18 protein-coding genes are annotated in these 25,342 nt (G+C 73.5%); 10 read left to right on the top strand and 8 right to left on the bottom strand.

The genetic code is table 11. The features are described 5' to 3' along the window. Positions 1 to 34 precede the first annotated feature (34 nt). The 6 genes from QIS99_RS08405 to QIS99_RS08380 all read right to left on the bottom strand — a co-directional run bounded on the left by QIS99_RS08405 (position 35) and on the right by QIS99_RS08380 (position 8,985). The gene (locus tag QIS99_RS08405; protein ID WP_282512041.1) at positions 35 to 1,390 is read right to left on the bottom strand and encodes a DUF1254 domain-containing protein; all 1,356 of its coding nucleotides are present in this window, start codon (positions 1,388 to 1,390) and stop codon (positions 35 to 37) included. A gap of 39 nt (positions 1,391 to 1,429) precedes the next feature. Next, positions 1,430 to 3,511: an acetate--CoA ligase family protein gene (locus QIS99_RS08400; RefSeq protein ID WP_282512040.1), complete on the bottom strand. Its 2,082-nt coding sequence runs from the start codon at positions 3,509 to 3,511 to the stop codon at positions 1,430 to 1,432. 27 nt (positions 3,512 to 3,538) lie between these two features. Beyond that, positions 3,539 to 4,858 carry an MFS transporter gene (locus QIS99_RS08395; protein WP_282512039.1) on the bottom strand — a complete coding sequence of 440 codons (1,320 nt, stop codon included), beginning with the start codon at positions 4,856 to 4,858 and terminating at the stop codon, positions 3,539 to 3,541. 189 nt (positions 4,859 to 5,047) lie between these two features. Further along, positions 5,048 to 5,701 (bottom strand): TetR/AcrR family transcriptional regulator, encoded by a 654-nt coding sequence (locus QIS99_RS08390; protein WP_282512038.1) that lies wholly within the window; start codon positions 5,699 to 5,701, stop codon positions 5,048 to 5,050. Positions 5,702 to 5,789: 88 nt separating this feature from the next. Continuing rightward, positions 5,790 to 7,403, bottom strand: coding sequence for an amidohydrolase (locus QIS99_RS08385; RefSeq protein WP_282512327.1), 1,614 nt, complete (start codon positions 7,401 to 7,403; stop codon positions 5,790 to 5,792). Positions 7,404 to 7,488: 85 nt separating this feature from the next. Continuing rightward, positions 7,489 to 8,985 (bottom strand): APC family permease, encoded by a 1,497-nt coding sequence (locus tag QIS99_RS08380; RefSeq protein ID WP_282512037.1) that lies wholly within the window; start codon positions 8,983 to 8,985, stop codon positions 7,489 to 7,491. Positions 8,986 to 9,218: 233 nt separating this feature from the next. Here QIS99_RS08380 and QIS99_RS08375 point away from each other — a divergent pair, with 233 nt between their 5' ends. The 8 genes from QIS99_RS08375 (at position 9,219) to argF (ending at position 20,119) form a co-directional block, all read left to right on the top strand. Then, complete coding sequence (locus QIS99_RS08375) at positions 9,219 to 9,836, top strand: TetR/AcrR family transcriptional regulator (protein ID WP_282512036.1); 618 nt, start codon at positions 9,219 to 9,221, stop codon at positions 9,834 to 9,836. Between the two features lie 134 nt (positions 9,837 to 9,970). After that, positions 9,971 to 11,527, top strand: a complete 1,557-nt coding sequence (locus tag QIS99_RS08370) for a 3' terminal RNA ribose 2'-O-methyltransferase Hen1 (RefSeq protein WP_282512035.1) — start codon at positions 9,971 to 9,973, stop codon at positions 11,525 to 11,527. Continuing rightward, positions 11,524 to 14,076 carry a polynucleotide kinase-phosphatase gene (locus tag QIS99_RS08365; RefSeq protein WP_408909507.1) on the top strand — a complete coding sequence of 851 codons (2,553 nt, stop codon included), beginning with the start codon at positions 11,524 to 11,526 and terminating at the stop codon, positions 14,074 to 14,076. The genes QIS99_RS08370 and QIS99_RS08365 overlap by 4 nt, the downstream gene beginning before the upstream one ends. A 177-nt stretch (positions 14,077 to 14,253) precedes the next feature. After that, positions 14,254 to 14,706, top strand: a complete 453-nt coding sequence (locus QIS99_RS08360) for a hypothetical protein (RefSeq protein WP_282512034.1) — start codon at positions 14,254 to 14,256, stop codon at positions 14,704 to 14,706. Positions 14,707 to 14,796: 90 nt separating this feature from the next. After that, positions 14,797 to 17,139: a protein translocase subunit SecD gene (gene secD / locus QIS99_RS08355; RefSeq protein ID WP_282512033.1), complete on the top strand. Its 2,343-nt coding sequence runs from the start codon at positions 14,797 to 14,799 to the stop codon at positions 17,137 to 17,139. A gap of 118 nt (positions 17,140 to 17,257) precedes the next feature. Beyond that, complete coding sequence (locus tag QIS99_RS08350; protein WP_282512032.1) at positions 17,258 to 17,608, top strand: hypothetical protein; 351 nt, start codon at positions 17,258 to 17,260, stop codon at positions 17,606 to 17,608. Between the two features lie 191 nt (positions 17,609 to 17,799). Continuing rightward, a complete protein-coding gene (locus QIS99_RS08345; RefSeq protein WP_282512031.1) occupies positions 17,800 to 19,032 on the top strand; it encodes an arginine deiminase in 1,233 nt (410 codons plus the stop codon). Positions 19,033 to 19,120: 88 nt separating this feature from the next. Continuing rightward, positions 19,121 to 20,119, top strand: a complete 999-nt coding sequence (gene argF, locus QIS99_RS08340; protein ID WP_282512030.1) for an ornithine carbamoyltransferase — start codon at positions 19,121 to 19,123, stop codon at positions 20,117 to 20,119. Between the two features lie 26 nt (positions 20,120 to 20,145). On the opposite strand, the gene QIS99_RS08335 is transcribed toward argF, so the two are convergent. Further along, positions 20,146 to 20,574 (bottom strand): ATP-binding protein, encoded by a 429-nt coding sequence (locus tag QIS99_RS08335; protein WP_282512029.1) that lies wholly within the window; start codon positions 20,572 to 20,574, stop codon positions 20,146 to 20,148. A 288-nt stretch (positions 20,575 to 20,862) separates the two neighbouring features. Here QIS99_RS08335 and QIS99_RS08330 point away from each other — a divergent pair, with 288 nt between their 5' ends. Continuing rightward, complete coding sequence (locus QIS99_RS08330) at positions 20,863 to 21,693, top strand: enoyl-CoA hydratase family protein (RefSeq protein ID WP_282512028.1); 831 nt, start codon at positions 20,863 to 20,865, stop codon at positions 21,691 to 21,693. Between the two features lies 1 nt (position 21,694). Next, positions 21,695 to 23,989 (top strand): bifunctional salicylyl-CoA 5-hydroxylase/oxidoreductase, encoded by a 2,295-nt coding sequence (locus tag QIS99_RS08325; RefSeq protein ID WP_282512027.1) that lies wholly within the window; start codon positions 21,695 to 21,697, stop codon positions 23,987 to 23,989. 68 nt (positions 23,990 to 24,057) lie between these two features. Here the strand turns inward: QIS99_RS08325 and QIS99_RS08320 are convergent, their stop codons facing one another. Then, positions 24,058 to 25,278 (bottom strand): FAD-dependent monooxygenase, encoded by a 1,221-nt coding sequence (locus tag QIS99_RS08320; protein ID WP_282512026.1) that lies wholly within the window; start codon positions 25,276 to 25,278, stop codon positions 24,058 to 24,060. Positions 25,279 to 25,342: the final 64 nt, after the last annotated feature.

Genomic DNA, 25,342 nt, shown 5'->3' with positions numbered 1-25,342 from the left:
AACCTCCTTGCAGAGTGCGGTAGTCGAGTGCGGCTCAGCGGCGTTGCACGGGCGGCAGCACGTACTCCCCGCGCAGCATCTGCGTCCGCGGCTCGTAGAAGCGCAGCGTCAGCTCGAAGGGGCCGGGCGGCACGGGCAGCCAGTTCGAGACTCCGTCCTCCGGTGCCTCGTGCTGGACGTACAGGTCGAGCGAGCCGTCCGGCCCGTACCGGAGGCCGGGGGTGCGGTCGCCGATCGCGTACCGGTCGAGCTTGTTGTCGACCAGGAAGTTCTCCTCGTCGTAGGCGGTCAGGGACCAGAACGCGGAGACGGGCGGGAGCCGGTCGGCGGGGAAGTGCAGGCGGTAGGCGTGCTCGCCGGTGAGCGGGCGGGCGGCCGCGTCCCGCCGGGTGGTGGCGTACACGGCCTCCTCGGCGGTGAGGGCGCCGAGGCCGTGCCGGGCGATGATCGCGCGCAGCAGATGGTTCCGCCCGTACGCACCGATGTCGAGGTCGTACGACCAGCCGGTCCCGGTCCCGGTCCCGGTTCCGCTCCCGGTGCGGTCGGACCTCTCCCTGCCCCGTACGGAGTCCCGGGCCTCAAGCAGTGCCGCGCCGAACGTCACGGCCTGCTCCAGGGCGATCCGGGTCACGCCGTCGGGGGCGTCCTGGGAGGGGCTGCGGCCGGGGCCGATGCCGACGGCGGCGAAACGCTCCAGCAGGGCGGCGTCGGCGGCGGGCGGCGGGTCGGCCTGCAGCGCGCGGCCCAGCTCGTCGAAGAACGCGAGGCCGGCGGCGCCGATGGTGTGCGGGGACGCGACGGCGCCCGTCGACCACCCGGCCCTCTCGTCGGCGCGGTCCCCGGGGCGCAGCGGCGTGAGCCGGTACCGCTCCATGACGTCGGTCGCGGCCGCGACGTCCGCCTCCCCGTCGACGAGGGTGCGCCCGAGCAGCCACACCGTGTTCGTCGGCGACCGCAGCACGGCCGCCCCGTCCGGGGCCTCGGCATCCGAGCCGGGCCCGACGACCAGGTGCCGGCCCGCCCGCGCGCCCGTCGTCCGGCTGCCCACGTACGCCCAGGTGTTGGTGTAGGCGTCCAGGAACTGGAAGGAGTAGTAGCGCCCTTCGACGTCCGGGACCTCCAGGAGCTGCGGTCCGCGCGCCAGGTCGAGCCAGGCGATCGAGTACAGCGTGTCGTTGTTCGGCTTGACGATCTCGCGGTCGCGCGGCGTGGCGAGCCGGGAGCGGTGGCGCAGCGTGTTGACGGGGGCGCTGCCCCGGTGGTCGCGGTGGGTGAGCAGCCGGCGGGTGCGGTCCATCAGGACCAGCGGATAGCCCCACACGTACGCCTCGACGGCGGTCGTGAAGGTGTCCGTGGCGCGCTGGGTGATCCTGGGCGTGTCGTTCGACATGAGGCTCCTTCGAGTCGGCGTGCCGGGTGCTGGTGGTGGTCAGGGGCGTACGGGAACGGGCGTGTCGTCCGCCGAAAGCACGAGCAGCGAGTCGACGGCCACCAGGGAGCCGTCGGGGCGGACGAGCAGCGGGTTGATGTCGAGCTCGGCCAGGCTCGGCGCCTGTGTCACCAACTCGGCGACCCGGATGAGGACTTGGGCCACTGCGGACGCGTGCAGCGCCGGGTGCCCTGCCGCGACGGACTCGGCGGCACGCTCCACCGCCCCGGGCGCCGCGGGCAGCCGTACGACCTGCCGCTCCGCGCCCGCCTCCTCCGCCCGCGCGCCGCCCGGGCCCACCACGAGGGCGGGCCCGTACTGCGGATCGCGCACGGCGCCGACGGACAGCTCCGCGGTGTGGGTGAGCCGCGGCTGTACGACGACCTGGGCGTCCCTGAGCCTCAACTCCGCTGCCCGGTCCAGGAGTTCGGCGGCCACCAGGGCGGTCTCCGCGGCCGGGACGCCGAGCCGGACCAGGCCGAGCCGGGCGCGGTGCGGCGCGTCGGGCGAGTCGAGCTTCACGGCATACGAGAGGCTGGGCGTGTCGCCGTCACGGGGCTGCGCCGTCCCGGCATCCCCCACACGCTCCACGTACGGCACGCCGAGCTCCCGCAGCAGCGGGCCGGCGCACGCCTCCGTCACCACTCCGGGCCCACGCGGCAGCCGGGCCGCGACCCGGGCCGCCGCGGCCTTGGCGTCCAACGGGGCGCGCTGGTCGGTGAGTTCGGGCTCCGGCTCTCGTACGACAGCGGGCAGCGCGCGCATCAGGCTCGCGATCGTGGGGTGCACGACCCCGGACGGCGCGCCGACCGGCGCGCCGTCCGGCGGACACGCCCAGACCAGCCAGCCGGGAGTCGTCAACTCGCCTATGCATCCCGCCAGTTGGCGGTAGAGATCGACGAACTGGTCGCCGAACGTGAAGCAGCAGACGATGCCGTCGACCGCCGGGTCCCGGTCGAGGGCCGCGAGCAGTGCGCCGAACGAGTCGGCGCCTCGGTAGAACTGCCCGCCCAGGTCGATCGGGTTGTCCAGGGCGGCCGCGCCCGGCAGGTCGAGCGCGGCCACGGCGGCGCGCGTGCCGGGCGTCAGCTCGGGCACGCGGGCGCCGAGGGCGGTCAGCCGGTCGGCGATCACCGCGCCCGCGCCGCCGGACATCGAAAGCACCGCGAACCGGGGTGCGGGCGGCAGCGACACAGGGCGCTGCAGCGCGGTCACCAGGTCGGCGAACGACTCGTCGTCCGCGGCCGTCACGATGCCCGCGTCCCGGCACAGCGCCCCGAACAGCAGCGGGTCGCCCGCCACGGCCGCGGTGTGCGACAGCGTGGCCCGGCCGCCCGCCTCGCTCGCCCCGGCCTTCAGGACGACGACCCGCTTGCCCAGCTCCCGGGCGCGACGGCCGAGCCGGGCCAGCGCCTGCGGGTCCCGGATCTGCTCCACGTACAGGCCGAGCACCTGCACGTCGGGCCGCTCAAGCAGATACGAGCCGACGGCCGTGAGCGGCAGGCACGCCTCGTTGCCGACGCTCGCGTAATACGCGTACGAGGTGCCGCGCTGGTCGAGTAGTGCGGCGAGGACGAAGCCCATCGCGCCGCTCTGCGTGACGATCGCCACCGGTCCCGGCGCGGGCGCGGCGCGCTCCACGTACGCGCTCGCGGTGACGGTCGTCGCGGCGGGGCGGCTGACCAGGCCGAGGCAGTTCGGGCCGAGGACCGGCAGGTCGCCCGCGGCGGCCACCAGCCGCTTCTGCAGCAGCCGGCCCTCCGCACCGGCCTCCGCGAACCCGGCCGAGAACAGCACGACCGCACCCACACCGGCGCGCCGCGCCCGCTCCACCACGCCGACGGCGGCCTCGGCGGGCACCGCCACGACGAGCAGGTCGAGCAGCCCGCCGTCCGCCAACAGGTCGTCCAGGGAAGGGAGTTCGGGGTCGGGTTCGCGCGGCTCGACGGCGAACACCTCGCCCGGGTAGCCACCGGAGCGGAGCAGCTCCACGACACGCCGGCCCCAGGTGCCGGGCCGCGCGGACAGGCCGATCACACCGATCCGGCGCGGGAAGAACAGGGCGTCGAGCGGGTCGGACATCGCGTACCTCCGGAAAAGGCGGGCGGGTCAGGACGTGAGGCCGAAGCGGCGGGCCTCGCGCTCCGGGTCGACGGTCAGGGCGGCGAGCGCCCCGCCCGCGAGGAGCAGCGCCGCGCACACCCCGAACGCACCCTGGAAACCGGCGTCCGGGGAGCCGGCGGCGTCGAGGATCAGGCCGGTCACGGCAGGCGCGGCGATCCCGGCGAGCGTTACGAGGGCGGTACTGGTCGCGAGGACCGAACCCCGGCGGCGTACGGGCAACACCTGGGCGCCGAGCAGGAAGTTGAGCGGGAACACCGCACTGGGCAGGCCGAAGGCCAGCGTCATCAGGAGCACCGCGAGGCCGCCGTCGGCGTGCGGCAGGGCGAGCATGCAGAGCCCGGCGGCGATGGCCACGGCGCCGCCCGCGACGCCCCGCGCGAGCCGCCCGCTCGCGCCCCGCCGCATCCAGCGCCCGGACAGCCACGGCACAGCGAGCAGCACGGCCGCGCTGACGACGTGCGGCACGATCAGCAGGTTCCCGGCCTCTGCCGCGCTGTAGCCGAGCGCACCCTCCAGGTACGTCGGGAGCCACGCCACGGAGAGCGCGAGCGCCCAGTACGCGCCGATGCCCACGGCGAGCGTGCCGAGCCAGGTGCCGTTGAGGAACAGCCGGCGGTAGGAGACGTGCGGCTCCGCACGGGCCTCGCCGTGGGCCGTGCCGCGCAGCCCCGCGCCGTACGTGTCGAGCGGGCCCTCGCGGCCGATGAACGCCCAGGCCGCGAACCAGACGAGCCCGGCGGCGGCCAGGACGACGAAGGCGGAGCGCCAGCCGTGGTGGGTGATGAAGTAGACGAGGGTGGGGGTGGCGACGGCCAGGCCGACCGCGCCGCCCATGTTGACCAGTGCGGTCGGCACCGAACGGGCGTGTTCCGGGAACCACTTGTGCACCGCGTGCACCGCCATCGGCGCGGTCGGCCCCTCGGCCGCGCCGAGCGCGATCCGGCTGGCGTACAGCGCGGGCACGCTCGCGGCGAGCAGCACCGGCAGCGCGGTCAGTGACCAGAGGACGGCGAGTCCCGCCAGGATCCACGTCGTCCGCACCCGGTTGGAGAGGAAGCCCACGACCACCGCGGACAGGCTGAACAGCAGATAGAAGCTGCTGGCGATCGCCCCGTACTCGCTCGCGCTGAGACCGAACTCCTTCCTGATCGGGGCGGCGGCGAGGCCGAGCACCGCCTTGTCCGCGAAGTTGATCACCATCAGGGCCACCACCATGGCGGTGACCGCCCAGGCCCGTGCGGTACGGGGTGGGTTCGTGCCGGTGTCGTGCGCGTCGGCCGGACCGACGACGTGTGGAGCCGCCATTGCCTCTCGCCTCCTGGAACGGGAAGGGAGCCGCACATACCAGGCGGTATGGCCAGCGCCCTCGATGAAACCGGCTGTTTTAGCGTTCCGTCAACGGTCGCGGCGTGAGGTTTTTAGCGTAGTGCTAAATATGGAGGGCCCTGTGCTGGGTGGTTGTTGGGGTGCTGAGCTGCGGGAACGTGCTCGGGGTCAGCCGTCCGACGCAGGTTTTCTTCCGACCTGCTCGTCCGCCTTCGGTCCGTCCACCGCCCCCGCGAGCCGTTCGGCCAGCGCGGCCACCCGCTCGTCCAGCTCGCGCACACCGACGCCGAACTCCTTGGCCAGACGGGTGCGGGCCAGCACGTACCCGACCGTGAGGGACTGCAGCGTGGCGTGCAGGGCGACCAGGTCCACGTCGGCGTCGATCAGGCCCGACTCCTGATCCTTGCCCAGGAGTTCCTGGGTGCGCGGCCGGTCGGGCATCAGCCGCAGCTCCTTGTCCTGGTCGAGCAGCAGCAGGACCCGGAGGCGCACCGCGGACGCGTACCGGATGCTGCCCTTGAGGACGTGCCGGACCCGCTCGCCGAAGAGGGCCGGGCCGTCCTGGAGGCGGATGGCGAGGACGCGTTCGCGTACGTTGCGGCGCAGCGCGGACCGCAGCAGCTCACGGCGCGAGCCGAAGTAGTGGTAGACCAGGCCCCGGTTGACGCCGGCGTGGTCGGCGACCTCGCGCAGGTTCAACCCGCCGAGGACGCCGTCCCGTTCGAGCAGTTCGATGGCGGCGCGCTCGATGGTCTGCGCGGTGAGCTCGCTGTCCATCGACGGACCGGGGGCCGCCCCGTTCTTGCCCACATCCTCACCCACCCACGCCTCGGCACATCCTGACCGGCCCATCGTAGGTTCCGGCCCATCGTACGTCCCGGCGCATCGTAGGTTCCGGCCGCGGAGGTGATCAGGCGCGGTGCACGATCTCCCCGCCCGTCACCGTCAGCGCGATCGGGGCCTCCGCCAGCTCGTCGGCGGGCGCGGCCACCGGGTCGACGGTGAACGCCGTCAGGTCCGCCCGGTGTCCCGGCGCGATCCGGCCGGAGATGTCCTGCTCGCCGGCGGCGCGCGCGGCGTGCGAGGTGTAGCCCTCCAGGGCCATCAGGCCCGTCAGCGCCTGTCCGGCCAGGACCGGGGGCACCTCCGGGCGGCCCGGGAGGCGGCGCAGGCGGGCCGTGGCGAGGACTTCGCGCGGGTCGTAGTGCGCGATCGGCCAGTCCGAGCCGAGGGTCAGGGTCGCCCCGGCGTCCCGCAGGTCACGGCAGCGCCAGGCCCGCCCGGCACGTTCCTCGCCCACCCGCTTCGACCACTCGTCGGTGTGGTCGGCGCGGGTGTACGCGGTGTGCGTGGGCTGCATGGAGGCCGTCACGCCGAGCTGTGCGAAGCGCCCGAGCTGGCCGGTGGGCACGGTCTCGATGTGCTCGATCCGGTGCAGCGCGCGGGCCTGCGGGTCCGTCAACTGTTCGACGGTGTCCAGGACATGGCGTACCGCGGCGTCCCCGATGGCGTGCGTCGCGGTGCGCACCCCGGCGTGTGCGAGGTGGTGCACGGCGGCGGTGTACGCGGCCGGGTCGGGCCAGAACGCCTCCGTGCCCTGGCCGTGGCAGTCGGCGTGCTCCAGCCAGGCCGTGCCGCCCTCGACGGTGCCGTCCATGAAGAACTTCACGCCGCCGACCCGCCAGTGCCGGCCCCGCTCGCGCTGCAGCTCGACGAGGTGGTCCAGGCCCCCCTTGTCCGTGCCCGGCATGCACCACGGGGCGATCCGCAGCCGCACCGGCAGGGCGCCGGCCTCCTCCTCGCAGCCCGCGAGCAGGCCGAGCACGCCGACGCCCTCCAGGTCCATGACGTGCGCGCCGGTCAGGCCGGTCGCGGCCATGTCGCGCAGCAGCTTCAGGAGCCGGGACCGGCGTACGGAGGCGTCCTCGGCCGGAAGGACCGGCTGCATCAGGTCCATCGCGGCGGGCTCGACCAGATGCCCGGTCGGCCGCCCGTCCGCGTCGCACACCACCTGCGCGCGTTGCGTGAACTCCCGCGGCCCGTCGATCCCGGCGGCGTCAAGCGCCGGACCGCTGGCGAGCGCCGAGTGGCCGTCGTACAGCCGCAGGAACGCCGGTACGCCGCCGAGCGCCGGGTCGATCAGGGCGTGGTGGACGGGGCGGCCGCCGAAGGTGTTGTGGTCGAGGCCGTAACCGAGGACCCACGCGCCGGGGGCGGCGGTGCGGGCGGCGTCGGCGAGCGTGGCGCGCAGGGCGTCCAGGTCGCGGCAGCCCGACAGGTCGAGGCCGGTCGCCATCTCCAGGCCGAGGACGGGGTGGCTGTGCCCGTCGACGAGTCCGGGGGTGAGCGTGGCGCCGCCCAGGTCGACGACCTCGGTGTGCGCGCCGCGCCAGTCCCGCACGTCCGCGGCGTCGCCCACGGCCGCGATCCGGCCGTCCTTGAGCGCGACGGCGGTGGCCGAGGGGCGGGCGGGGTCGAGGGTGCGGACGCGGGCGCCGGTCAGGACGGTGTCTGCGGCGGACAGCGGGCGCGGGGTCGGGTGGGACACGGGGGCGGTTCCTTGCGTGGTGAGGGGGCAGATGGTTCGGGTCGTACGGGATGCGGCCCCGTCAGTCCTCCGGCTCGGCGGCGAAGCGCGCGTACACCTCGGGGCGGGTGCGGCGGATCCGCAGGGCGAGGGCGACGCCGAGGCCGAAGGCGGCCGGGACGGTGAGGACGAGCAGGGCGTTGGTGAGGCTCGGGGCCGCGGTCATCAGGCCGATCTTGCTGATCACCAGCCACAGCGCCCCCGTCATGAGCACGGTCGCGGCGACCGGCACCACCGTGGTGCGCAGGCGTCCCTCCTCGTGCCGGACCCGGCGGAAGAAGCAGAACACGGCGACGGCGGTGACGGCCTGGAGTGCCAACAGGCCGATCATTCCCGGGGTGTTCATCCACAGCAGGAGCTGCTGGTACGGGTCGGCGCCGGCGAGCACGAACCCTGCGACGATCACCAGCGCGAGCACGCTCTGCGCGAGCCCGGCGACGTACGGGGAGCGGTGCTTGGGGTGGACCCGGCCGAGCGCGGGCGGCAGCACGCCCTCCTGGGCGAGGGAGAGCGAGTACCGGTTGATCGCGTTGTGGAAGGCGAGTTGCGAGGCGATGATGCTGGTCACGATGAAGACGTGCATGAGCGCGGCGGCCCAGTCGCCGACGTAGTGCGAGGTGGCCGTGAAGAACAGGCCGAGCGGGTCGTCGGCGACGGCCTGCAGGACACGGGAGCTGCCGAAGGCCTGGATGACGATCCACACGCTGAACGCGTAGAACAGGCCGAGGAAGCCGACGGCGAAGTAGGTGGCGCGCGGGATGGTGCGGCCGGGGTCGCGGGCCTCGCGCCGGTAGATGGCGGTCGACTCGAAGCCGGTGAACGCGGCGAAGGCGAAGGCCAGTACGGCGCCGGTGCCGGGCACCAGGACGTTGGACGGGGCGAAGGAGTCCAGGGCCAGGCCCTCCGCGCCGCCGTCCAGGAGCACCCCGCCCGCGAGCAGGACGAGGATGCCGGTCTCCGCGAGCAGCAGCACGCCGAGCACCTTGGCGCCGAACTCGATGCTGCGGTAGCCGAGGAACCAGATCACGCCGACGCCCGCGAAGGCGATCACCGGCCACGGCACGTCCACGCCCCCCAGCGCCTGCAGCGCGTCCTGGGTGCCGGTGGCCAGCAGCCCGTACACACCGATCTGCATGCCGTTGTACGCGAGCAGCGCGAGCGTGGCCGCGCCGAAACCGGCCGGGCGGCCGAGGCCGCGGGTGATGAAGGCGTAGAAGCCGCCGCCGTGCCGGACGTGCCGGGTCATCGCCGTGAAGCCCACGGCGAAGAGGGCGAGCGTGGCGCCCGCGAGGAGGTAGCCGACGGGGGCGCCGAGGCCGCCGACGGCGATGGCGAGCGGGGCGACCCCGGCCATCACGGTCAGCGGGGCGGCGGCCGAGACGACGAAGAACGCGATGTCGGCGACGCCGAGGCGGGCCCGGCGCAGGCCGGGGGAGTGCTGCTGCGGTGCGGATGCGGCGGTGCGCTGCGGCGCGACGGCTGCGGGTGCCCCCTTGCGGGGTGCGGACTCTACGTCCATGACGCGCGGCCCTTCGTCGGGAGTCGGGAGTCGGGAGTCGGGTTCTGGAACCGGGGTTCGGAATTCGGGTTCGGAACTCGGGATTCGGGGAGCGTGCGGCGGGCCCGGAGCGTGCGGAGGGGTGGGACGCCGGAGGAACCGCCGAAACCTAAACCGTTTCGGTTTAGGCAATGTAGAGGGCGGCCGTACGATTCGGGAAGACCTGGGGCGGACTGATCGACGGGAGAAGTGACATGGGGCGGCCGCGGAAGGCCCTGCTCGACCGGACGCGCATCGGCGCGACCGCCCTCCAGCTCATCGACGAGAAGGGCGACTTCACCGTCCCGGAGGTCGCCCGCAGGCTCGGCGTGCAGACCGCGTCGGTGTATCACCATGTGGACGGCCGGGCCGGAGTCGTCGAGCTGATCCGCGACCGCGTGGTCGACAGGCTCGACCCGTCCACCCTGGACCTCCGCCCCTGGGACGCCGCCCTGGAGGCCTGGGCCCGCACCTACCGGGCCGCCTTCGCCGCCCACCCGCGCGCGATCTCCCTCCTGATGACCTCCCCGGTGCGCGTGCCGCGGGTCATCGGGCAGTACGAGCGGGTCGCCGGGCTGCTCGTGGACGCGGGCTTCGCCGAGGACGCGGTCATGCCGGTCATCACCGGCCTGGACAACCTCGTCCTCGGCTCGGCCCTCGACCTGTCGGCGCCCGAGGTGATGTGGATCGTCGAGGACGAGTCGGCGGCCCCTCGCCTGGCCGCCGCGCAGCGCGCCACCGGGCCGGCCCGCGCCGACCGCGCCTTCGACCTGACGCTCGCCGGGTTCCTGGCGTACTGCCGGGAGGTGCGGCAGGCGGGCGGAGCCCTGTGACCGGGCCCCGGAAACCCCGCGACCGGCCTCCGGAACGCAGTGACCGGCCCCCGAAAACCCCTGCCGGTGGGGCCGATCTTCCGGGTACCTTGAGGGCGTTCCCAGCTCAGACCCTGTCTTGAGGCGTACCCACCGTGTTCCTGACGATCAGCACCACAGGCACCCACGACCGCCCCGCGACCGACCTCGGGTTCCTGCTGCACAAGCATCCCGAGAACGCGCAGGCGTTCTCCACCTCGCACGGGCGCGCGCACGTCTTCTACCCGGAGGCGAGCGCGGAGCGCTGCACGGCGGCGCTGCTCCTGGAGGTGGACCCGGTGGCGCTGGTGCGGCGCGCCAAGGGCAAGGGGCGGGGCGGCGCGCCGGACACGGCCCTCGCGCAGTACGTCAACGACCGGCCGTACGCCGCCTCCTCGCTGCTCGCCGTCGCCCTGAGCGCCGTCTTCAAGAGCGCCCTCAACGGGTCCTGCGCGGCCCGGCCCGACCTCGTCGAACGGCTGCTGCCGCTGCGCGTCGAAGTGCCGGTGCTGCCCGCGCGCGGTGGTGCCGCACTCGTGAAGAAGGTCTTCGGCCCGCTCGGCTGGACCGTCACCGCCGAACCCGTAGCCCTCGACGCACAGTTCCCGGAGTGGGGCGACTCGCGGTACGTACGGCTCGTACTGGAAGGGGAGACCCAACTCGCCGAGGCCCTGCGGCAGTTGTACGTCCTTCTGCCGGTCCTCGACGACACCAAGCACTACTGGGTCGCGCCCGACGAGGTCGACAAGCTCCTGCGCGTCGGCGAGGGCTGGCTGGCGGACCACCCCGAGCAGCGGCTCATCGTCGACCGCTACCTCGCGGGCCGCCGCTCACTCACCCGCGAGGCCCGTGAACGGCTCGAACTGGTGCGGCTCGCCGACGCGGACGACGTGCGGGTCGAGGAGCTGGACAACGCCGTGGACGAGGACGCCGGTGCCGAGGACGGCAGCACCGAGGACGGCGGCACCGAGGACGGCGGCACCGATGGCGGCGGCACCGAGGACGTCGGCACCGAGGAGAGGCCCGTGCCTCTGGCGGTCCAGCGGCGCGAGGCGATCCTCGCCGCCCTGCGCGCGGCCGGGGCGCACCGCGTGCTCGACCTCGGCTGCGGCCAGGGCCAGTTGGTGCAGGCCCTGCTCAAGGACCTGACGTTCACCGAGGTCGTCGGCGTCGACGTGTCCATGCGGGCGCTCACCGTCGCGTCCCGTCGGCTCAGGCTGGAGCGCATGGGCGAGCGGCAGACCGAGCGCGTCACGCTGCTGCAGGGCTCGCTCGCGTACACCGACAAACGGCTCAAGGGGTACGACGCCGCCGTGCTCAGCGAGGTGATCGAGCACGTCGACCTGCCGAGGCTGCCCGCGCTTGAGTACGCCGTGTTCGGCTCCGCGCGGCCCGGCACCGTCCTGGTGACCACGCCGAACGTCGAGTACAACGTCCGCTGGGAGTCGCTGCCCGCCGGGCACACCCGGCACGGCGACCACCGCTTCGAGTGGAACCGCGAGGAGTTCCGCGCGTGGGCGCGTTCCGTCGCCGAACGGCACGGCTACGACGTGGAGTTCACGCCCGTCGGACCGGACGACCCGGAGGTCGGACCGCCCACCCAGATGGCCGTGTTCACGCTGCGCGCCGCCACCGGCACCAAGACCGACCCGAAGGGAGCGAAGGCCGCATGACCACGATGTCCGACTCCGCCGCCGCACCCCGTGAGCTGCCCGTCACCGACCTGGCCTTGGTCGTCCTCGTCGGCGCCTCCGGGTCCGGCAAGTCCTCCTTCGCGCGGAAGCACTTCAGGCCCACCGAGGTGATCTCCAGCGACTTCTGCCGCGGCCTGGTCTCCGACGACGAGAACGACCAGAGCGCCAGCCGCGACGCCTTCGACGTCCTGCACTACATCGCGGGCAAGCGGCTCGCCGCCGGGCGGCTGACCGTCGTCGACGCCACCAACGTGCAGCAGGACAGCCGCAAGCAGCTGGTCCAGCTGGCCCGGCAGCACGACGTCCTGCCCATCGCGATCGTCCTCGACGTCCCCGAGGAGGTGTGCGCCCGGCGCAACGCCGCGCGCGCCGACCGGGCCGACATGCCGCGCCGCGTCGTCCAGCGCCACACCCGCGAACTCCGCCGCTCCCTGCGGCACCTGGAGCGCGAGGGCTTCCGCAAGGTGCACGTCCTGCGCGGCGTCGACGAGGTCGAGCGGTCCGTGATCCGCCTGGAGAAGCGGTACAACGACCTCACCCACCTCACCGGCCCCTTCGACATCATCGGCGACATCCACGGCTGCCGCTCCGAGCTCGACACCCTGCTCGGCAAGCTCGGCTATGTGGACGGCACACACCCCGAGGGCCGTACGGCCGTGTTCGTCGGCGACCTCGTGGACCGCGGGCCGGACAGCCCGGGCGTGCTGCGCCGCGTCATGGCGATGGTGAAGTCCGGCAACGCGCTGTGCGTGCCCGGCAATCACGAGAACAAGTTCGGCCGATTCCTCAAGGGCCGTAACGTCCAGCACACCCACGGCCTCGCCGAGACCATCGCGCAGATGGACGGCGAGAGCGAGGAATTCCGGGAAGAGGTACGGGAGTTCATCGACGGGCTCGTCAGCCACTACGTCCTCGACGAGGGCAAGCTCGTCGTCTGCCACGCGGGCCTGCCCGAGAAGTACCACGGCCGCACGTCAGGACGCGTCCGCTCGCACGCCCTGTACGGCGACACCACCGGCGAGACCGACGAGTTCGGCCTGCCCGTGCGCTACCCGTGGGCCGAGGAGTACCGCGGCCGCGCGGCAGTGGTGTACGGCCACACCCCGGTGCCCAACGCGACCTGGCTCAACAACACCATCTGCCTGGACACCGGCGCGGTCTTCGGCGGCAAGATGACCGCCCTGCGCTGGCCGGAGCGGGAACTCGTCGACGTACCGGCCGAGCAGGTCTGGTACGAACCGGCCAGGCCGCTCGCCACGGAGGCACCCGGCGGGCACGAGGGGCGCCCGCTCGACCTCGCCGACGTGCACGGCCGCCGCAGCGTGGAGACTTCGACCGTCGGCCGGGTCACGGTGCGCGAGGAGAACGCGGCCGCCGCCCTGGAGGTCATGAGCCGCTTCGCGGTCGACCCGCGGCTCCTTCCGTACCTGCCGCCGACCATGGCGCCCACGGCGACCTCGCAGGTCGAAGGCTACTTGGAGCACCCGGCGGAGGCGTTCGCGCAGTACGCGGCGGACGGCGTGGGGCGCGTGGTGTGCGAGGAGAAGCACATGGGCTCGCGGGCCGTGGCCCTGGTCTGCCGGGACGAGGAGGTCGCGCGGGAGCGCTTCGGCGCGGACGGCGTCACCGGGTCCCTCTACACCCGTACCGGGCGGCCGTTCTTCGGCGACCGGGCGGTCACCGAGGAGGTCCTGCGCCGGGTCCGCGCTGCCGTCGACGCGGCCGGCCTGTGGGCCGAACTCGACACGGACTGGCTGGTGTTGGACGCCGAGCTGCTGCCCTGGTCGCTCAAGGCGGGCGGGCTCCTGCGCAGCCAGTACGCCGCGGTGGGCGCCGCGTCCGGGGCCGTGTTCCCGGCCGCGCTCGCCGCGCTCGAAGCGGCCGCGGCACGCGGCGTCGACACCGGCGACCTGGTGGCACGGCAACGCGAACGGGCCGCCGACGCCGAGGCGTTCACCGAGGCCTACCGCCGCTACTGCTGGTCGACTCAGGGCCTGGACGGGGTGCGGCTCGCCCCGTTCCAGATCCTCGCCGTGCAGGGCCGCAGCCTCGCGGGCCTCGGCCACGACGAGCAGCTGGCGCTCCTCGACAGGATGGTGGAGCACGACGGCTCCGGCCTGCTGCAGACCACCCGGCGCCTGTACGTGGAGACCGGCGACCCGGCGTCCGTGCGGGCGGGTGTCGACTGGTGGCTGGAGATGACCGGGCGCGGCGGCGAGGGCATGGTCGTCAAGCCGGTCCGCGCCCTCGCCCGCGACGGCAAGGGCCACCTCGTCCAGCCCGGCGTCAAGTGCCGCGGCCGCGAGTACCTGCGGATCATCTACGGCCCGGAGTACACCCGGCCGGACAACCTGCAGCGGCTCCGCAACCGCTCCCTCGGCCACAAGCGGTCCCTCGCGATCCGCGAGTACGGGCTCGGCCTGGAGGCCCTGGACCGGCTGGCGCAGGGTGAGCCGCTGTGGCGCGTGCACGAGGCGGTGTTCGCGGTCCTCGCGCTGGAGTCGGAGCCGGTGGATCCGCGGTTGTAGGTGGATCCGTGGGTGTGGGTGAATCCGTGGGTGTGGGTGAATCCGCGGGTGTCGCGGTCGCTCCGAGCGGATTCGTTCACTCGTTCGTGTGTGCCCGGGGGAGGTGGGAACCCGTCCGGGCACGGCGGGCGTTGTGAGGGCAGATCGACTGGATCCGTGACGGGGGAGGGGGCAGACATGGGTCGGCAGTACTTCCGAGGGGCGGCACAGCGCCGCCCGCTCGCAGCCGCGCTCTCCGCTCTCCTCGCGGCCGTCGCGGTCCTGCTCCTGCCGTCGTCCACGGCGGCGGCCGAGGTCCGGGCCCAGGCTCCACGCCCGGGCGGCGCCCAGTTCACGCACGGCTCGGCCGGGGTGCAGTTCGGCCACGGCGGCAAGGGCGGCCCGCACCGTTCCCACGGACACCTGGGCACCCACCTTTCGTACGGACACATCGGTGCACACCCCGAGACGACACCGCCGCCCCCGTTCCTCGCGCCCGGCGCGGGGGACGCGGCGGGGCGGCGTGCGCACGGCGGGCCCGACGCGCGCATCGGGCGGCATGGCCCGGGGGCCGGCCACGACCATGCCGTGCCGCGGCCGCGCGGGCCGCCGAGCGGGCCGGAGATACGTCACCTGCCGGTCGACGCCTGACCGCTGCCCCCGCCGAGGCGGGGTGCGGGTCCGGGCGCCGGGTTCCGGCTGCCCGTCCCCGCCCATCGAGCACCCCTTCTCGGGAGAACCATGTCTCGCGCGCCCCTGTGGCGGGCGGTCGTCGCGCTCTGCGTGATCGCCGCCTCACTCTTCTTCGCCCTCACCCAGTCCGCCCGCCTGGGCCTCGACCTGCGCGGCGGCACCCAGATCGTCCTGCAGACCGAGGACTCGCCCACGACCCGCGCCGACGCCGAGTCGACCCAGCGCGCCCTGGAAGTGCTGCGCCAGCGCGTCGACGCCCTCGGCGTGTCCGAGCCGAGCCTGACCCGCTCCGGCGACGACCGCATCATCGTCGAACTGCCCGGCGTCCAGGACCCCCGCGAGGCCGCCGAGGTCATCGGCCGCACCGCGCAGCTGACCGTGCACCCGGTGACGGGAGTCACCGACAAGAAGCCGCAGCCGCAGAGTCCCACCGCGCCCGCCGGTGAACCCCGCACCCTGCCCGACCCCGACCAGAAGGGCGCGTACCTGAAGCTCGGCAAGGCCGCCCTGACCGGTGACGGCGTCCGGGACGCGGAGGCCGTCCTCGACCAGCAGAACATGGCCGGCTGGGTGGTGAACCTGGAGTTCCGCAAGGCCGCCGGAGAGGACTGGGCCCGCGTCACCGGCCAGGCGGCCTGCGCGCCGCAGGGCGATCCGCAGCGCCGCGTCGCCATCGTGCTCGACGGCCGCATCATCTCGGCGCCCAGCGTGAACCCGGACGTCGCCTGCCGCGTCGGCATCACCGGCGGCAGCACCCAGATCACCGGCAACTTCCAGCAGCCCGAGGCCGAGGAGCTGGCCGCCCTCGTCAAGGGCGGCGCCCTGCCCGTGCCCGTGGAGGTCGTCGAGCAGCGCACCGTCGGCCCCACGCTCGGCGCCGACGCCATCGCCGCGAGCGCCCAGGCCGCGCTCATCGGCCTCGCCCTGACCGGCCTGTTCATCGTGGTCGTCTACCGCCTCCTCGGCTTCCTCGCCACCCTCGCCCTCGCCCTGTACGGCCTCATCTCGTACGCGGCGCTCGTCGCCCTCGGCGCGACGCTGACGCTGCCCGGACTCGCCGGGTTCGTGCTCGCCGTCGGCATGGCCGTGGACGCCAACGTCCTGGTGTTCGAGCGGGCCCGCGAGGAATATCTGGGGGCGCGTGCGAAGAGTGCGGTCGGCCGCCTGGACAGGCCGCTGACCAACGGGTTCGCCAAGGCGTGGAGCGCGGTCGTCGACTCCAACGTGACGACGCTGCTCGCCGCCGGGCTGCTGTTCTTCTTCGCCGTCGGCCCGGTCAAGGGCTTCGGCGTCACCCTCTCCATCGGTGTCCTCGCGTCGATGATCTCCGCGCTCGTCATCACCCGCGTCCTGGCCGACTTCGCGGTCTCCCGTGGCTTCGTCCGCAAGCGGCCCGCCCTCACCGGGATCACGTCCACGGGCCGGGTGAGGTCCTGGCTGGCCAGGCGGGACCCGCGCCTGGTGCACCACCGGCGGCGCTGGCTCGGCGCCAGTGCCCTGCTCGTCGCCGTCGCGATCGGCGGGATCGCGCTGCGCGGCCTCGACTTCGGCGTGGAGTTCACGGGCGGCCGCCTCGTCGAGTACAGCACCAGCAGACCCGTGGCCGTGGACGCCGCCCGGGAGGCCGTCGCGGACGCCGGATTCCCGCGCGCCGTGGTCCAGGAGTCGGGCGAGGGCGACATCTCGGTGCGCACGGAACGCCTCAGCAACGACGAGCAGTTCGCCATCAAGGAGGCGTTGGAGCGGCCCGGCGGCGAAGTCACCGTGGAACGGGACGAGTTGATCGGCCCGAGCCTCGGCGACGAGCTGCGGCAGAAGGCCCTGATCGCCCTGGGCGTGGCCGTCGCGGCCCAGCTCCTCTACCTCAGCGTGCGGTTCAGGTGGACGTTCGCGGCGGCCGCGGTCGCGGCGATGGTGCATGACGTGCTGCTCGTCGTGGGCCTGTTCGCCTGGCTCGGCAAGCCCGTGGACAGCGTGTTCCTCGCGGCCCTGCTCACCGTGATCGGCTACTCCGTCAACGACACCGTGGTGGTCTTCGACCGGGTGCGCGAGGGCCGCCGCCGGGATCCGCGCACGACCCTGGTCGACGTCGCCAACACGGCCGTCGTGCAGACCCTGCCGCGCACCGTGAACACCGGCATGGGCGCCCTGTTCGTGCTCGCCGCGCTCGCCGTGCTCGGCGGTGACTCGCTCGCGGACTTCTCGGTCGCGCTGATCGCGGGCGTCGTCGTGGGCATGGCGTCGACGGTCGGTACGGCGGTGCCGCTCGCGGTGACGCTGGAACAGCGCTGGCCCGCCGACCCGAAGCACCCGACCCGCCCCGGCTCCGGCCGGCGACGCGAGGGCGGACGGCTGGGTGCGCGCCCCGACGACTCGGGGGCGGTGGTCTGAGGCCGGTACGGCGGCGCCGGGCGCGCCCCGCTGTTTCGGGGAGGACCGAAGCAGCTGGGCGGCCCGGGGCCCGGCGGGCATTCTCTGTACCTCAGCCAGTGACGAGAAGGGGGAAATCATGAGGCACGCAGTGGCACGCGCGGCGGCGGTCGCACTGCTGGCGACGGGCGCCCTCGCGGCGGGCACGGGCGCGGCGACGGCGGACACGGACTGGAATGTCGCGCCGATGGGCGACAGTGACTGGGGCGTCGCGCCGACGGGCGACAGTGACTGGGGCGTCGCCCCGCAGTACGACTCCGACGGTGACGGCGACCGCCGCGCGGCCAGGGGCGAGCACGACTGGGGCGTCGCCCCGGCGGCGGACACCGACGGGGACGGGACGACGGACTACCTCGCACCCGCCTTCGACGGTGACGGGGCTGCCGATGACTTCGCGCCCGCCGAAGACGGTGACGGCTGGATGGACTGAGCAGACCGCCGCCTCAACTCCCCGCACGCGGTAACAGCCCGGCACGGCCGAGGCGTAACTGCGCGCGTGGGTGCGGGTCCTGGACAAGGAGGCGGGGGACCGGGCGGGACCGGGCGGGACCGGGCGTCCGGCCCGGCCCGAACCGTCGGGTTCGGCGGGTGAAGGGGACGGTCGCGGGCCAGGATAGGCGCATGGGATTCCATGTCGACTCCGAGACCGGGCGGCTGCGCCGCGTCATCCTGCACCGGCCCGATCTGGAGCTGAAGCGCCTCACCCCGAGCAACAAGGACGCCCTGCTCTTCGACGACGTGCTGTGGGTGCGCCGGGCCCGGCAGGAGCACGACGGCTTCGCGGACGTGCTGCGCGAACGCGGCGTCGAAGTGCACCTCTTCGGCGACCTGCTGCGCGAGACCCTGGAGCTGCCGGCCGCCAAGTCCCTCGTACTGGACCGGGTGTTCGCGGAGAAGGAGTACGGGCCCCTGGCCACCGACCCGCTGCGGGAGGCCTTCGAGACGATGCCGCTTCCCGATCTGGAGGAGGCGCTGATCGGCGGGATGACGAAGCGGGAGTTCCTGGAGCGCAACCCGGAGCCGACCTCGGTGCGGTTCCACGCCATGGACCTGGACGACTTCCTCCTGAAGCCGCTGCCCAATCACCTCTTCACCCGCGACACCTCCGCGTGGATCTACGACGGGGTGTCGATCAACGCGATGCGCTGGCCGGCGCGGCAGCGCGAGACCGTGCACTTCGAGGCGATCTACCGGCACCACCCGCTGTTCGCGAGCCGCGAGGCCGGCGCGTTCCACCACTGGTCGGAGGGGCAGAGCGACTATCCGTCGACGATCGAGGGCGGGGACGTCCTGGTCATCGGCCGGGGCGCGGTGCTGATCGGGATGAGTGAGCGGACCACCCCGCAGGCCGTGGAGATGCTGGCGCACAAGCTGTTCGCGGCGGGCAGCGCCACCACGATCGTGGCCCTGGACATGCCGAAGCGGCGGGCGTTCATGCACCTGGACACGGTGATGACGATGGTCGACGGGGACACGTTCACGCAGTACGCCGGGCTCGGCATGCTCCGCTCGTACACCATCGAACGCGGCCACGGGGACCGGGAGTTGAAGGTCACCGACCACCCGCCGGAGTACATGCACCACGCCATCGCGGCCGCCCTCGGCCTGGACGGCATCCGGGTCCTCACGGCCGTGCAGGACGTGCACGCGGCCGAGCGGGAGCAGTGGGACGACGGCTGCAATGTGCTCGCGGTCGAGCCGGGCGTGGTGGTGGCGTACGAGCGGAACGCGACGACCAACACGCATCTGCGCAAGGAGGGCATCGAGGTCATCGAGATCCGCGGCAGCGAGCTGGGCCGGGGCCGGGGCGGCCCGCGCTGCATGAGCTGCCCGGTGGAGCGGGAGGCGGTGTAGTCGGCCGTATAAAAATGTTGATGCTCGTATAGACTTCCAGAGTCCCGTACGTCGTCCGTACACCGTCCCCGTCCCGTCAGGAGCCCCCATGGCCCCCGTACTCACCGGCCGCCCCTTCCTCAAGGAGCTGGACTTCACCGCCGAGGAGTTCCGCGGCCTGATCGATCTCGCGGCGGAGCTGAAGGCGGCCAAGAAGGCCGGGACCGAGGAGCAGCGGCTCAAGGGCAAGAACATCGCGCTGATCTTCGAGAAGACCTCCACCCGTACGCGCTGCGCGTTCGAGGTGGCCGCCGCCGACCAGGGCGCGTCCACCACGTACCTCGACCCGTCCGGCTCGCAGATCGGGCACAAGGAGTCGGTGAAGGACACCGCGCGCGTCCTGGGCCGGATGTTCGACGGCATCGAGTACCGCGGGGACGCCCAGTCCGCCGTCGAGGAGCTCGCCCAGTTCGCGGGAGTCCCCGTCTGGAACGGACTCACCGACGAATGGCACCCCACGCAGATGCTGGCCGACGCCCTGACGATGACCGAGCACAGCAGCAAGCCGCTCGACCGGCTGGTCTTCGCCTACCTCGGCGACGCCCGCTTCAACATGGGCAACTCGTACCTGATCACGGGCGCGCTGCTCGGCATGGACGTACGGATCGTCGCGCCGGAGGCGTACTGGCCCGCCGCGGAGGTCGTCGCGCAGGCGAAGCGCCTCGCCGAGGGCAGCGGCGCCACGATCACGCTCACCGAGGATGTCGCGGAGGGCGTGCGCGGCGCGGACTTCGTCGCCACCGACGTCTGGGTCTCCATGGGCGAGCCCAAGGGCGTCTGGGACGAGCGGATCAAGGCCCTCGGCCCGTACGCGGTCACGATGGACGTGCTGCACGCCACCGGCAACGCGGACGTGAAGTTCCTGCACTGCCTGCCCGCCTTCCACGACCTGGGCACGAAGGTCGGCCAGGACCTGTACGCGAGCCACGGCCTGACCGCGCTCGAAGTGACCGACGAGGTCTTCGAGTCGGAGCACTCGGTCGTCTTCGACGAGGCGGAGAACCGGCTGCACACCATCAAGGCGGTCATGGTGGCCACGCTGTCCTGAGCGGCGCCCCGGCTGACCCGCAGCGCTCAGAGCGGGCCTGCCCCCAGCGTGAACCACACCGCCTTCCCCGAGTCCGTCCTGCGGTGGCCGCAGGACCGGCTCAGGGCGCGGATCAGGAGGAGGCCCCGGCCGTGCTCCTGCCAGGGGTCCGGCTCGTCCGGCTGCGCGGCGCGGTCCAGGTCGCCGGGCGGGCGCGGGTCCGCGTCGTGCACCTCGACCTGGCAGCCGGCCGGCAGCACCTCCACGACCAGCTCGATCGGGCGCAGGCCCGCCGTGTGCTCGACGGCGTTCGCGACCAGCTCGGCGGTGAGCAGCTCCGCGGTGTCGCAGTCCGCCGGCCGGTCCAGCTCGTGCAGCACGGTACGGACCAGGGCGCGGGCCACCGGCACGGCAGCCGTGGTGTGCGGAAGCGAGATCCGCCAGGAGGGCGCGGGCGGGGCGAGGGAGTCGTGCAAGGCGGTTCCGTTCGAGCTGCAGGCAGGGCGGGTCGTCCTGCTTTCAACCGTACGAATGGTAAGCGGACCGCCGTAGAGGCGTTGTACGGGGCTCCGCGGGGCCTGCGTCCTCCGAGGCACGGGACCTTAGGACCTTCGGCAGGCGCGTGCAGCGGTCCGGCTGCGGCGCCTTATCGCGCACCCGTGACGACAGTCACGTACGAGTGATAACTTCGAGGCAGGCTGGCAAGGCAGGCAGGCAGGCCGGCAAGGCTCCCGACCGACGACGGCCGAAGGAGGCCGCGCACGATGAGTCCCTTCACCGGATCCGCAGCACGCACCCCGAAGTGGCAGCACATCCGCCTCGACACGGACGACAGCGGCGTCGCCACCGTCACCCTGGCCCGACCCGACAAGCTCAACGCGCTCACCTTCGGCGCCTACGCCGACCTGCGCGACCTCCTCGCCGAGCTGTCCCGCGAGAAGTCCGTGCGCGCCCTCGTGCTCGCCGGGGAGGGGCGCGGCTTCTGCTCCGGCGGCGACGTCGACGAGATCATCGGCGCCACCCTCGCCATGGACACCGCCCAGCTCCTCGACTTCAACCGCATGACCGGCCAGGTCGTACGCGCCCTGCGCGAGTGCCCCTTCCCGGTGATCGCCGCGCTGCACGGCGTCGCCGCCGGGGCCGGTGCCGTCCTCGCCCTCGCCTCCGACTTCCGGATCGCCGACCCCACCGCCCGCTTCGCGTTCCTCTTCACCCGCGTCGGCCTCTCCGGCGGAGACATGGGCGCCGCGTATCTGCTGCCCCGCGTCGTCGGCCTCGGCCACGCCACCCGGCTGCTCATGCTCGGCGACACGGTGCGCGCCGCCGAGGCCGAACGCATCGGCCTGATCAGCGAGTTGACCGACGAGGGCGGCGTCGACGCCCGCGCCCAGGAACTCGCCCACCGCCTCGCCGAAGGCCCCGCCCTCGCCTACGCGCAGACCAAGGCTCTGCTCACCGCCGAGCTGGACATGCCGCTCGCCGCCGCCGTCGAGATGGACGCGGCCACCCAGGCGCACCTGATGAACGGCGCGGACTACGCCGAGTTCCACGCCGCGTTCACCGCGAAGCGCGCCCCCAAGTGGCAGGGGCGCTGACATGACGGCTCTGCGTGTCGCCGTCATCGGCGGCGGACCCGGCGGGCTCTACGCGGCCGCGTTGCTCAAACGCCTCGACCCGGCCCGCGAGATCACCCTGTGGGAACGCAACGCCCCCGACGACACCTTCGGCTTCGGCGTCGTCCTCTCCGACGAGACCCTCGGCGGCATCGAGCACGCCGACCCCGCCGTGTACGCCGCGCTGCAGGCCGAGTTCGTCCGCTGGGACGACATCGACATCGTGCACCGCGGCCGCCACCACACCTCCGGCGGCCACGGCTTCGCCGCCCTCGGCCGACGCCGGCTCCTGCAACTCCTGCACGCCCGCTGCCGCGAGCTCGGCGTCGACCTCCGCTTCTCCACCGAGGCACCGCCCGCGGAAACCCTGAAGAGCACGTACGACCTGGTCATCGCCGCCGACGGCGTGCACAGCGCGACCCGCGCCGCGCACGCCGACGTGTTCCGCCCGCGGATCGAGGAACACCGCTGCCGCTACATCTGGCTGGCCGCCGACTTCGCCTTCGACGCCTTCCGCTTCGAGATCGCCGAGACCGAGCACGGCGTGATGCAGCTGCACGGCTACCCGTATGAGGCCGGGTCCGCCACCTGGCCCGGCTCCTCCACCGTCATCGTCGAGATGCGCGAAGAGGTCTGGCGGGCCGCCGGGTTCGACGGGCTCGGCGAGGCGGAGTCCGTCGAGCGGTGCGCGAAGTTCTTCGCCGACGCCCTCGACGGCCGCCCCCTGCGCTCCAACAACTCCACCTGGACCACCTTCCGTACCGTCGTCAACGAGCGCTGGTCGTACGACCATTGCGTGCTGCTCGGGGACGCCGCGCACACCGCGCACTTCTCCATCGGCTCCGGCACCAAACTCGCCGTCGAGGACGCCCTCGCGCTCGCCGCCTGCGTCGAGGAGCAGCCCACGCTGCCCGATGCCCTCGCCGCGTACGAGGCCGAGCGGCGCCCCGTGGTCGCCTCCACGCAGCGCGCCGCCCGCGCCAGCCTGCAGTGGTTCGAGGAGCTAGCCCGGTACGTCGACCAGTCGCCGCGCCGGTTCGCCTTCAACCTGCTCACCCGCAGCCGCCGGGTCACCCACGACAACCTGCGCCTTCGCGACCCGGAGTTCACGCGCAAGGTCGAGGACGAGTTCGGCTGCCCGCCCGGCACGCCGCCCATGTTCACGCCGCTGCGGCTGCGCGACCTCGAACTGCGCAACCGCGTCGTCGTCTCCCCGATGGACATGTACTCCGCGGTCGACGGTGTGCCCGGCGACTTCCACCTCGTCCACCTGGGCGCCCGCGCGCTCGGCGGCGCCGGGCTCGTCATGACCGAGATGGTGTGCGTCAGCGAGCGGGGCCGCATCACACCGGGCTGCGCGGGCCTCTGGACCACCGAACAGGCCGAGTCCTGGCGCCGCATCACCGACTTCGTGCACGACCGGGCCCCCGGCACGGCGATCGGCCTCCAGCTCGGGCACAGCGGCCGCAAGGGCTCCACCAAGCTGATGTGGGAGGGCATCGACGACCCGCTCGACGAGGGCAACTGGCCGGTGGTCGCCCCGTCCCCGCTCCCGTACCGGCCCGGCGTCAGCCAGGTCCCGCGTGCGCTGGACGCCGCCGAACTCCCCGTGCTGCGGGATCAGTTCACGGGGGCAGCCCGGCGCGCGGCGGACGCGGGCTTCGACCTCCTCGAACTCCACTGCGCCCACGGCTACCTGCTGTCGAGCTTCCTCTCCCCGCTCACCAACCACCGCACCGACGCGTACGGCGGCTCCCTGGCGAACCGGCTCCGCTTCCCCCTCGAAGTCTTCGACGCGGTACGGGAGGTGTGGCCGGACGGACGCCCGATGACCGTCCGCATCTCCGCCACCGACTGGGCCGAGGGCGGCACCACCGCCGAGGACGCCGTGGCGATCGCCCGCGCCTTCGCCGCGCACGGGGCCGACGCGGTGGACGTCTCGACCGGCCAGGTCGTCGCCGGTGAGCAGCCCGCGTACGGCCGCTCGTACCAGACCCCGTACGCGGACCGGATCCGCGGCGAGACCGGCATCCCGGTGATCGCGGTCGGCGCGATCTCGTCCTGGGACGACGTCAACTCCTTGATTCTGGCGGGCCGTACGGACCTGTGCGCGCTCGCCCGCCCGCACCTCTACGACCCGCACTGGACCCTGCACGCGGCCGCCGAACAGGGCTACACGGGCCCTGGCGTGGTGTGGCCGGCACAGTACCGCGCGGGCAGCCGCCGCCCCCAGACCGGCCGCACGGACGGCCCGAAGCCGCGGCTGCGGCTCGACTGAACCCGGATGCCCGGGTGCCCGGATGCCTGGGTGCCTGGGTGCCCGGGTGCCCCGGTGCCCCGGTCCGCTCAGGCCGCGAGCCGGGTGACCGGGGTGTGATCCTTGGGCAGGAAGGAGCGGGCCAGGACGCGGTCCATCCCGGGCAGGTTCATGGCGCGGAACCCCCAGCGGCGCAGGCGCAGCTGGCCCGGCGTGCGGGGCAGGAACAGGCCGGTGACACGGTTGCGGGCGCTGTCCTGCACGGAGGTCACCACGGGCCGCCAGCGGGACTCGTACGCGGCAAGCCCGGCGCGGATCGACTCCGGGCCGGTGGCGGTGCGCAGGCGCTCCGCGAGCAGGTAGGCGCCCGCGATGCCGAGGGAGGCGCCCTGCCCGGCGATCAGCGAGACCGCGTGGGCGGCGTCCCCGAGCAGCACTGTGCTCCCGGCCGACCAGCGGGGGGCGCGGATCTGCGCGACCTGGTCGTAGTAGAGCCCCGCCCCGTCCGGGAGCCGGGCGAAGGTCCGGTCGGCCACGGGCCCGGCGCCGGTGAACGCCGAGAGCAGCACCGCCCGCGGGTCGGCGGGGAGTTCGGTCCCGGCGCGGTGGACCGTGAACGCCGCCACACGTCCGCCCGCCGACGGCTCCCCGTCCGTCCGGTCGCGCAGCCCGTACAGGCCGAGCTGGCGGTCCAGGGTGTCGGTGAGCGCGAAGCGGTTGCGTACCAGTGCGAACAGTTCGGGGTCGGTGAAGGTGAAGGCCGCGGTGTGCAGGCCCAGGTGGAGCAGGTGGTCCCGTTCGGGGCCGAAGCGCAGGGCGCGCACCCGGGAGTGGACGCCGTCCGCGCCGACCAGGAGGTCCACCTCGGCGGCGGTCCCGTCGGAGAGGCCGGCCCGCACCCGCCCGTCCGGCAGGTCCTCGGCGGCGTCCACGGTGGCGCCGAACCGGACCTGCACGCCGGGCCTGCCGGTGACGGCCTCGCGGAGCAGTTGCTCCAGGGCCGGGCGCATGATGCTGACGAGGCGGCTGCCCGCGGCCCGCTCGAAGCGCGCGTACGACACGGCCGCGAGCGGCTTCCCGGCAGGGTCGACATAGGTGAACTCGTCCGTCTCCTGGGCGAGTTCACGCAGCCGGGGCTCCAGGCCCATGGCGGTGACCGCCTCGAATCCGGGCCCGAAGAAGTCCATCATGTAGCCCTCGGGCCGCGGACCGGCGGCCCGCTCGACGAGCAGCACCTCCCAGCCGTACGCGGACAGCCGCTCGGCCAGGGCCAGGCCGGCGATGCCGGCTCCGCAGATCAGTGCTTTCACGGTGGTTCCCCCTTGAGCTTGGTTGCTTTCGGTTGCTTTCGGTTGCTCTCGGTTGCTTTTCAGC

This window comes from Streptomyces solicavernae (genome assembly GCF_029968095.1).
GTDB lineage: Bacteria > Actinomycetota > Actinomycetes > Streptomycetales > Streptomycetaceae > Streptomyces > Streptomyces solicavernae.
This window is presented reverse-complemented; position numbering and strand designations above follow the sequence as displayed.

Bases quoted from the DNA above. Each gene is read 5' to 3' on its own strand.
- QIS99_RS08405 (WP_282512041.1), bottom strand. From the start codon at position 1,390: ATGTCGAACGACACGCCCAGGATCACCCAGCGCGCCACGGACACCTTC.
- QIS99_RS08400 (WP_282512040.1), bottom strand. From the start codon at position 3,511: ATGTCCGACCCGCTCGACGCCCTGTTCTTCCCGCGCCGGATCGGTGTG.
- QIS99_RS08395 (WP_282512039.1), bottom strand. From the start codon at position 4,858: ATGGCGGCTCCACACGTCGTCGGTCCGGCCGACGCGCACGACACCGGC.
- QIS99_RS08380 (WP_282512037.1), bottom strand. From the start codon at position 8,985: ATGGACGTAGAGTCCGCACCCCGCAAGGGGGCACCCGCAGCCGTCGCG.
- QIS99_RS08375 (WP_282512036.1), top strand. From the start codon at position 9,219: ATGGGGCGGCCGCGGAAGGCCCTGCTCGACCGGACGCGCATCGGCGCG.
- QIS99_RS08365 (WP_408909507.1), top strand. From the start codon at position 11,524: ATGACCACGATGTCCGACTCCGCCGCCGCACCCCGTGAGCTGCCCGTC.
- QIS99_RS08360 (WP_282512034.1), top strand. From the start codon at position 14,254: ATGGGTCGGCAGTACTTCCGAGGGGCGGCACAGCGCCGCCCGCTCGCA.
- secD (WP_282512033.1), top strand. From the start codon at position 14,797: ATGTCTCGCGCGCCCCTGTGGCGGGCGGTCGTCGCGCTCTGCGTGATC.
- QIS99_RS08350 (WP_282512032.1), top strand. From the start codon at position 17,258: ATGAGGCACGCAGTGGCACGCGCGGCGGCGGTCGCACTGCTGGCGACG.
- QIS99_RS08345 (WP_282512031.1), top strand. From the start codon at position 17,800: ATGGGATTCCATGTCGACTCCGAGACCGGGCGGCTGCGCCGCGTCATC.
- argF (WP_282512030.1), top strand. From the start codon at position 19,121: ATGGCCCCCGTACTCACCGGCCGCCCCTTCCTCAAGGAGCTGGACTTC.
- QIS99_RS08330 (WP_282512028.1), top strand. From the start codon at position 20,863: ATGAGTCCCTTCACCGGATCCGCAGCACGCACCCCGAAGTGGCAGCAC.
- QIS99_RS08325 (WP_282512027.1), top strand. From the start codon at position 21,695: ATGACGGCTCTGCGTGTCGCCGTCATCGGCGGCGGACCCGGCGGGCTC.